Genomic DNA, 8566 nt, shown 5'->3' with positions numbered 1-8566 from the left:
AACTGGAAAAAGTAGTCAATCAGCTTTTAAATGAAGGGGGATTGATTATTAAATGGAGTAGAAAACTTAAAAATAAGGGTAATGCTGTCAATGTAACTTAAATGCGTAAAAGCTTACCCTTGACTGTGGAAAGTATCAAGAATACCTACGCGGCCAGACGAGGAAAAAGAAAGAGTCGATACGGAGCAAAAAGTAAGCGTGGAGGGATTCCGGGGCGTGTGGATATTCTCCTCTCCCATCTCCCCCGCAACGCGCAGGAAGTGGTCTCCCCACACCCTTCTCCCTTCTCCCCCAATACTATCGGGACGGGGAAGAATTGATCGGGGGTAAAGAAGGAGAAATTTCGCTACCTCGATCGAATATTTCCAGATTCCATTGACCGAAACGATTACTTTCAAAAGCAATAAAACGACCGTTACCACTAATCGTCGGACGACGCACTTCTCCTAAAATATTTTCGGTGATATTTTTTGCTTGCAGAGTTTGTCGATCATAAATATATATATCGGGTTTACCGGACTGTTCCGACACATAAACAATATAGCGACCATCGGCACTAATATCCGGTTGATCTTGATAGGTTTTTGCTTGATTTAACCCCGGTAGGGGAACTAAACGATTAGCCACTCGATCGAATAAATAAACCGTTCGTTGTCCCATGCGATCGGAGGCAAAGACCAGATAACGACCATCGTAGTTAAAACGGGGATTATCTTCAGAGGAAGGGGTATTTAAAGTATTTCCTAAAAGCTGTTGGGGAGGGGTGACAAAACCCGCATCACTACATCCCCCCAGACTGATGATATTAACCGCAAGCAAAAGTCCCAGAAGTTTAGGAAACCTGATCATCGGTCGGCACCGGGGAAGGAAGGATACAACAATTAATATCATCAAGACAAACTTTACCCCAATGCAATGCCCAACGCACCAATTCCACCCGATTATCGGTTTTTGTTTTTGTCAAGATATTACTAATATGATTATCAACGGTACGCTTACTAATCTCCAGCTTTTCCGAGATTTCTTGATTGGTTAAACCATTAGCCACTAAATCGAGTATTTCTAGCTCTCGATCGGATAATGAAGCGGCTGTTTGAAACTTCCCAGCAGACATGAGTATAATTCCTCTCGTATATGTACTTATCATTCTAGAAGAATTTTTTCCCCAGGAATCGATAATCAGTGATCAGTGTTGCCAAAGGCACGGCGTAGCCGTCCAGTAAACAGTAATCAGTGAAAAGACGGCACTGTTACTGCCATTTGATGATGCACACTTAATACAGATGGTTTGCGGCAAAAAGCTTTTCCTAGGGGCAGGGTGTGGGATGTGGGGTGTGGGGTGTGGGGTTTTATCGATTTTCAGGTGGTCAACTACCTAATTTTCAGGGAAAAAGTCCCGGAATTTTCCCCCCGATCCCCGCAATGGCTGACACTTTAAAACCTTTGTGGACAATGCGTTGAGAGGGATTGTTCCCCTCTCAGACTCAAAACTGATAACTGATAACTGATAACTGATAACTGATAACTGATAACTGATAACTGACAAGGCTGGTACTATATAATGAAAAACGCTCCTTAGTTAGATATTGAGAAAAACATGGAAGTTATCCCCGCTATTGATATTCTCGATGGCAAATGTGTGCGACTTTATCAGGGAGATTACCAACAATCGCAGGTTTTTAACGATAATCCCGCAATAGTGGCGCGAGAATGGGTCAATCAGGGGGCAACCAGATTACATTTAGTTGATTTGGATGGAGCCAAAGAGGGTAAATCGGTTAATTTGTCAACTATTGAAACAATTCTTAATGATATTGCCATTCCCGTACAGGTGGGGGGTGGACTGCGGGATGTAGAAACGGTGAGTAATCTCCTAAAAATCGGGGTAGAAAAGGCGATTGTCGGGACAGTAGCCGTAGAAAAGCCCGAATTAGTCAGCGAACTTTGTCAAAGCTTTCCGGGGCAAATAATTGTCGGTATTGATGCTCGCGATGGCAAAGTAGCCACCAGGGGTTGGTTAGAAACCTCCGAGGTAGATGCGATCGCTCTTGGGCAAGATATGGCAAAAAGAGGAGCCAGCACGATTATCTACACTGATATTCATCGAGATGGCACGCTTTCTGGCCCGAATCTCGCCGCTTTGCGAGAATTAGCCGAATCTGTCGAAATTCCCGTAATCGCCTCTGGGGGCATTAGTTCCCTGACGGACCTACTGAGTTTATTGTCTTTGGAACCTTTGGGAGTAACGGGAGTAATCGTGGGCCGCGCCCTTTATACCGGTGCAGTTAACCTCTCGGAAGCGATTAGCGCGATCGGATCGGGCCGTTGGCAGGATCTACCCCCGAATTTTTTCGTTTAACGGACTTGTTTGAGAGTATCCACCTGTTTATTGAACATATCGGTAAATAGTCCCAAAACAGTGCGATTTTCATTGACTTTGATGTTAACGCTCACGGACATCCCCGATTGCAGCGGTAGAGTGGATTGATTTTTCAAAACTAACTCTTGACTGTTCAAGCGTACCCGGACGGGGAACCGATAAAAACGGTGATTTTCGTCGGGAGGTAAAGCATCGGAACCGATCGAGATTACTTCTCCCTTAATATCACCGTATTCACTGTAGGAAAAGGAATCAATGCGAATATCGGCCTTTTGTCCCACGCGCACAAAACCGATGTCTTGGTTAGTCACGTCCACCTCTGCCACTAAACAACCTTTAGCGGCATCTTTGACCTCAGTCGGACAGCCATCGGGAACAATTTTTAATAATGCTTCCGCTTGACTCGGTTGGGGAACAAACCCGGGCCGCGCCTTGAGATCGAAGACCACACCACCGATGGGGGCAGTAATTTTTTGATATTTAATCGTCTGTTGTGCTTGACTAATTTGACTGTCTAGTTCGGCAATGCGCTTGTTGTTATCAATAATAATGCGACTGATCTGACTATCGATTTCAGCGATCCGTTTTTGATTGTCCGCCATTTTATCGCGCACATCTTTTTCCGTGATTACCGTGGTGTTAATCAGCTTTTCTTGTGCTTGGGAAATCAACAGGGAATAACGCTTTTCCTCCTGTTCCAAACGGGAAATTTCGGCGATGCGGGTTTGTACTTCTTTCTCTTGTTTTTCTCGATCGATTTTGCCGTTAGCCTCTTGCTGCTGTAATTCATTCTGGCGATCAGTTACAGATTGTTTTTGTTTATTAATCTGATAACGGGCGATCGCTCCTTCATCCCCCAAGGGTTCAATATCCTTAAGAATATTACGCTCGATATCCAAGCTTTCTTGGCCCTGTTTCATCGAATTGGTATTACGAGTCTTAATTTCTTCTAAGACGAAGCGATCATTGATTAATTGCGAGCGGGCATCGGCCAACTGTACCCTGGTTTGGGCTAATTGTTTTTCTAATTGTTCCATTTCCAATCTAGCGGCCGCTTGTCGAGAATTGGCCTCCCGTCGGGCAACCTCTAAACGGGCTAATTGATCTCCTTCTAAAGCAGAGCTAGAGGCACCTTCATTGACCTGTGCTTGATAAAGTTGATTTTCTGCCACCAAAGCAGCACGATTACGGGCTAAATCGGCGATTTCACTCGGTAACTTTAATTGAGTGATCGAACTTTCCACTTGTGCCGGTGTCAGATCCTGCGCCATTAAGAGACGATAGAATTGATTTTCCTTCTCAGCAGTGGTGCGAATTTTTTTCAAAGATTCTAACTGCACTTGCGAGGCACTGGAATCCATTAAAACCAGTACATCACCTTTGTTAACTCGATCGCCGTCTTTAACTTTCACGAACTGTACTACCCCATTCACCGGTGCTTGTACTTCTTGCACTTTCCCCTGGGGTTTAAGTTGTCCTTGGGCGCCCACCACCTGCTCGATTTTGGCGAGCGCTGACCAAATTAAAGCGGCAGTGGTGACACTCATTAATGTCCAGATAATCGTCCGCGACCAAATGGGTGATTGTTTCAGGATCACCGATTGTTCCGGTGGGCTAAAAGTGGGTAAAGAAGGGCTAATACTTTTATTTTTCGTGGTAGTGGCCACGTTTTTACCCGCTTGGGTCAGTTCATCGCTTTTACCGTTGCCATTGCCATTGCCGTTGCCGTTGTGGCCGTTGTTAGAATTACCGTTCATGAAGATTCTCCTATATTTAGGGTTTGCTGAAAAAGTTTTTCGTGGGTGTAGGGTGTGGGGTGTAGGGTGTGGGGTGTGGGGTGTGGGGTGTGGGGTGTGGGGTGTGGGGTGTGGGGAGAATAAATAAAACTAATCTTCTGACTCCTGACTCCTGATTACTGACTCCTGACTCCTGACTCCTGATAACTGACTCCTGACTCCTGACTCCTGACTCCTGACTCCTGATAACTGATAACTGATAACTGATAACTGATAACTGATAACTGACGACCGACTGACTAGATTTGCGAATCCTGTTGTTTATAGAGAGTATAGTAAAGGCCTTTTTTGGCCATTAATTCCTCGTGGGTGCCTTCCTCCGCTACTGTCCCTTTATCCATCATGACAATAATATCGGCGGATTTGATCGAAGCTAAACGATGGGTAATAAAGAAGACCGTATGATCCTTGAAAGCTTCTTTGAGATTGAGGCACACTTGCCGTTCGGTGTTATAGTCGAGGGCGCTGGTGGCCTCATCAAGAATGAGAATTTGCGGTCTTTGCAGGACGGAACGAGCGATCGCAACCCGTTGTCGTTGTCCCCCCGATAGGGATGCCCCCCGTTCACCGACGCGGGTATTATAGCCATTGGGTAGGGTCATAATAAATTCGTGGGCTGCAGCTGCTCTCGCTGCCGAGACAATTTCCTCCACAGTCGCATCGGGGTTAGTCAGGGCGATATTTTCCTGTACCGTACCGTCAAATAATAGGGTTTCTTGGGGAACCATGCCGATTTGACGACGCAGGGAATAGAGTTCCACTTTGTTGATATCATAGCCATCGATGAGAATCCGTCCCGATTCTGGTTCATAGAGACGGGCTAATAGTTTAGTGATGGTACTTTTCCCGGCGCCACTTTCTCCCACCAAAGCGACAAAAGTACCGGCGGGGAATTCTAAGTTGACGTTGTATAGTTGCAGGGCGCCGTGGGGATTGAAGCGGAAAGCGAGGTTTTCGTAGGTGACAGTGCCTTTAATTAAGGGCATGGGGATGTTTTGGCGATCAAGTTCCGCTTCTTGGGGAGTATCGACGATATCGGCCAATCTTTCTAGGGATAAGCCAGTTTCTTGGAAGTTTTGCCAGAGTTGGGTCAAACGCAGAATCGGCGAGGTAACGTAGGAAGAGATAATCCGGAAGGCAATTAATTGACCAAGAGTGAGTTGTCCGTCTAAAACTAAGGCTGCTCCCACCCACAGCACTAATAAACCCGATAATTGGTTAAAGAAGTGACTAAAGGAACCGGCCAAAGTTGAGGTCATGACCGTTTGAAAACCTTCGGCCACATAGCGCGCATAACGTTCTTGCCACTGCCAACGGGAACGCAATTCGATATTCTGTGCTTTTACTGTTTGGATTCCCGTCATCACCTCCACTAGATAGGATTGGGTTTCGGCGTTTCGTTCCGCTTTTGCTCGCAGTTGTCGCCGCACGATTGGTGCGAAAATAGCTGTGGAGAGAACTAAAATCGGCACGACTCCCAGGGCCCAAACGGTTAGAATCGGACTATAGATCAACATAACCACGATGTAGATAACCGAGAAAATGGCATCTAACACCACCGTTAGGGCTGTACCTGTTAAAAATTGCCGAATATTCTCTAATTCGTTGATTCTTGTCGAAATTTCCCCCACAGGCCGCCGTTCAAAGTATTTCAGGGGTAAGCGCAGCAGGTGATCGATAATTTCTGAACCGAGGGTCATGTCGATGCGGTTAGTGGTATCGACAAAAAGAGATGTTCTCAAAAAGGTTAAAATCCCCTCAAAAACGGCAATTACTAAGAGGAAAACCCCGAGGGTGTTCAGAGTTTCCGGGCTATTCTGCACGATCACTTTATCGATGATCACCTGAATCATCAAGGGATTGGCCAGGGCAAATAACTGCACGAAGAAAGAAGCGATAAAAACTTCTATTAAGACTCGTTTATGTTTCTTGACAGAAGGCCAAAACCATGATAAGCCAAAACGCTGTTGCTGGGTGTGTTTGGTGGGTTTGAGCAGAATTACTTCCCCTTTTTCGTCCCAAGATTCCAGAAATTCGCTGGTTTTGCGTTTAATTATCCCCCGTTCGGGAACGGCGATCGTGGTTTCCCGTTGATTGATTTCGTAGAGGATAACGATGCTGTCTTGCCAGCGAATTAGGGCAGGAGGGTTGATATTGGGCAAGGAAGAAGCATTTAGGGGTACTAATTGGCTATGGAGTCCCACTACCTCGGCCACAGCCCCACACAGGGGCAGGGAAAGGCTGCCAGTTCTTTGCAGTTGATCCCCTAGAATGCGTTGGATCACGTCCTTGCGAAAGGGGATATTAAAATATTTGCAGAGCATCTGAAAACAGGCACTCACCGCCTCTAGTTCCGTTTTTCCCCTGAAAAAAGGATATGACTTGCGGTTTTTCTGGACAGTTTTTTCAAGGTCGATATCGCTGGTGATGTCGCTGATTCTTCCTTGGGGGATATCTAATACCTGGGTGGGTTTATTTCCCTTAATGACTTGGGTTTCCCAGATATCATCCGTTTCTGTTTCCGCAGCCGCTTCGGTTGCAACTGTCAAGAATTCGTCTAACTGGTCGGAGGAAAGACCTAATAAGCGCGTGCTAGTCGGATTATTCTGGGTGATAACTGTGCCGGTAGGATAATTATCAGTATTTTCGCTGACTAACCAGAGATAATCATCGTTAATCTGGTCGTAGGACACACAAGCTTTGTTTAAAAGAGCCTGAGCAATTTCTTTCAGGTCCCCCCCACCCCAGGCCTGTTGATTAAGATAGGAGCCTAGGAGAGCATAAACTTCAGCGATCGAGGTTTCTTTAAAGAAATGTTCCTTAAATTCGGGGTAATTATTGATTAAAGACCAAAAATCCTCTTGTTTTAAGGTTAAACAGATAGTGACTTCCGAAGAAGCGATCACCGTTTCACAGGGGCTACCGCGCAGGAGACTGATCCACCCGAATAAATCCCCCGGCTGCAATTTAGCCAAAGTAACCGGCAACGGATTGTCAACCCTAGCATCGTAACCCAAAAGTCTGGCCTCTCCCTCGTAGAGAAGGACGAGGTGGGAGGGTAAGCGGTCGCACTTGAGGATCGCATTGCCCATCTCATAGCGAAAGGGTTGTAATTTCTGGCCCAGAGAACGTCTAACCTCGACGGGCAGGCGATCAAAGGGCTGTACGGTCTCCAGAAAGGCGGTAAAATCTAAAGTGGTATAACTCATTGGCTAGGCGAAAATTGACTAAGTTGGCAAATAATTAAGCGAAAAGACTAGGTTTACCCAGTGTTGCAAGGAAATGCTATATAATCGATCCCTGCTCGCTATTGACTGGGTTTGATTCGGAGATAAATTTCACTGTTTGCATTTGAGCCGTTAACCATTGTTGGAATAAATCATTGCGTAAGCGTTGACGGGTGGGAGGATCCAGTTCACAGGATAAATATTTTTCCAGTCGGACAATCACGACCCATTCTCCCACTTGCGTCGGTGGCCACAGTTGCCCCGGTTTACAGGCTTTGAGAATTTGCCCAATCTGGGGATGGGGAGTGCTCAGTTCCACAGGTCCGATTAGTCCTCCGGTTTCCGCTTCTGCTCCCTGGGAGTATTTTTTAGCTAGTTCAGCGAAGGTATTTTCTCGATCCTGTATCCGGAAAAATAGTTCCTGGGCAATGCCGATATTTTTTGTCCGAATCAGGGAATAAACCACCTTATCCAATTGATTTTTGACTTGCAAGAAGTAGGATTCTACTTTGTTATCCCAAGTCTCCTGTTTAAATTTTTCCAATTTAATGTCCCGCAGAATTAGATATTCTAGTTGTTCGGAATCCATCCCGTTTTGTCGTAACCAAGATTTCATTTGTTCATCGTTGGCAATTTGATTATTTTGATAGAAACGGGAATAGGCGGCGTTTCTTTCTTCGGGATTGCAGGTGATATTGGCGATCGCTTGCTCGATAATTACTTCCCGGATTAACTGGGGTAACATACCATATTTTGCCAAAAGAGGCAATACCTCTGACTCGCTAATTTTTTGGTCGCCGATTTCAATAATTGAACTCATAATAAATACATTTTCCTCACAGAAATGTTTAAAACTATCAACTCTAGGAGCTTCTAAATTTTATTGAGGTGATTATACGCCAAAACAGCAATTTTAAGGTATCCCTCCCTATTCTAATTTGAGTTTTCCCCTTTGAAAGCCGAAAATTACAGAAATTAAACAAACAAGTCGGTCATCTTGGCGGGTGTGGGGTGTGGGGTGTGGGAAGTGGGGTGTGGGGTGTAGGGTGTGGTGCGATTCGTTGGCTAGAAACTAGACAGTAAGACGTTTAGAGGATTAGCCGCTTGGTAAATGTAGTACCTTGATAACTTGATAACCCTACAGGTGCGGGTTAGTAATAACC

At 45.5% G+C, this 8566-nt stretch carries 7 protein-coding genes and 1 pseudogene; 2 read left to right on the top strand and 6 right to left on the bottom strand.

The genetic code is table 11. The annotated features are described in order from the left end of the window. Positions 1-124 precede the first annotated feature (124 nt). Positions 125-227: pseudogene (locus EWV66_RS13460) on the top strand (IS30 family transposase); the annotation flags it as partial. Positions 228-297: 70 nt separating this feature from the next. Here the strand turns inward: EWV66_RS13460 and EWV66_RS13455 are convergent. From EWV66_RS13455 to EWV66_RS13445, 3 genes are all read right to left on the bottom strand, one after another. After that, positions 298-849 carry a TolB family protein gene (locus tag EWV66_RS13455; protein ID WP_052278304.1) on the bottom strand — a complete coding sequence of 184 codons (552 nt, stop codon included), beginning with the start codon at positions 847-849 and terminating at the stop codon, positions 298-300. Beyond that, the gene (gene pedR / locus EWV66_RS13450; protein ID WP_002754772.1) at positions 833-1114 is read right to left on the bottom strand and encodes a photosynthetic electron transport-dependent transcriptional regulator PedR; all 282 of its coding nucleotides are present in this window, start codon (positions 1112-1114) and stop codon (positions 833-835) included. The genes EWV66_RS13455 and pedR overlap by 17 nt, the downstream gene beginning before the upstream one ends. Positions 1115-1375: 261 nt before the next feature. Further along, complete coding sequence (locus tag EWV66_RS13445) at positions 1376-1546, bottom strand: hypothetical protein (protein WP_158499396.1); 171 nt, start codon at positions 1544-1546, stop codon at positions 1376-1378. 51 nt (positions 1547-1597) lie between these two features. Between EWV66_RS13445 and hisA the strand changes: the two genes are divergently transcribed. Continuing rightward, positions 1598-2359: a 1-(5-phosphoribosyl)-5-[(5-phosphoribosylamino)methylideneamino]imidazole-4-carboxamide isomerase gene (gene hisA, locus EWV66_RS13440; RefSeq protein ID WP_052278303.1), complete on the top strand. Its 762-nt coding sequence runs from the start codon at positions 1598-1600 to the stop codon at positions 2357-2359. Here hisA and EWV66_RS13435 read toward each other — a convergent pair. The 3 genes from EWV66_RS13435 to EWV66_RS13425 form a co-directional block, all read right to left on the bottom strand. Further along, positions 2356-4137 carry a beta-barrel domain-containing protein gene (locus EWV66_RS13435; RefSeq protein WP_287107470.1) on the bottom strand — a complete coding sequence of 594 codons (1782 nt, stop codon included), beginning with the start codon at positions 4135-4137 and terminating at the stop codon, positions 2356-2358. The two genes, hisA and EWV66_RS13435, sit on opposite strands and share 4 nt — an antisense overlap. Before the next feature lie 278 nt (positions 4138-4415). After that, positions 4416-7385: a peptidase domain-containing ABC transporter gene (locus EWV66_RS13430; protein ID WP_052278302.1), complete on the bottom strand. Its 2970-nt coding sequence runs from the start codon at positions 7383-7385 to the stop codon at positions 4416-4418. A gap of 76 nt (positions 7386-7461) precedes the next feature. Continuing rightward, complete coding sequence (locus tag EWV66_RS13425; RefSeq protein ID WP_072927341.1) at positions 7462-8223, bottom strand: peptidylprolyl isomerase; 762 nt, start codon at positions 8221-8223, stop codon at positions 7462-7464. Between the last annotated feature and the right edge of the window lie 343 nt (positions 8224-8566).

This window comes from Microcystis sp. M_OC_Ca_00000000_C217Col (assembly GCF_007095585.1).
GTDB lineage: Bacteria > Cyanobacteriota > Cyanobacteriia > Cyanobacteriales > Microcystaceae > Microcystis > Microcystis panniformis.
The sequence above is the reverse complement of the archived record's forward strand: the minus strand, read 5'-3'. Positions and strand labels throughout refer to the sequence as shown.

Coding starts and splice junctions, on each gene's coding strand:
- EWV66_RS13455 (WP_052278304.1), bottom strand. CDS start 849: ATGATCAGGTTTCCTAAACTTCTGGGACTTTTGCTTGCGGTTAATATC.
- pedR (WP_002754772.1), bottom strand. CDS start 1,114: ATGTCTGCTGGGAAGTTTCAAACAGCCGCTTCATTATCCGATCGAGAG.
- hisA (WP_052278303.1), top strand. CDS start 1,598: ATGGAAGTTATCCCCGCTATTGATATTCTCGATGGCAAATGTGTGCGA.
- EWV66_RS13435 (WP_287107470.1), bottom strand. CDS start 4,137: ATGAACGGTAATTCTAACAACGGCCACAACGGCAACGGCAATGGCAAT.
- EWV66_RS13430 (WP_052278302.1), bottom strand. CDS start 7,385: ATGAGTTATACCACTTTAGATTTTACCGCCTTTCTGGAGACCGTACAG.
- EWV66_RS13425 (WP_072927341.1), bottom strand. CDS start 8,223: ATGAGTTCAATTATTGAAATCGGCGACCAAAAAATTAGCGAGTCAGAG.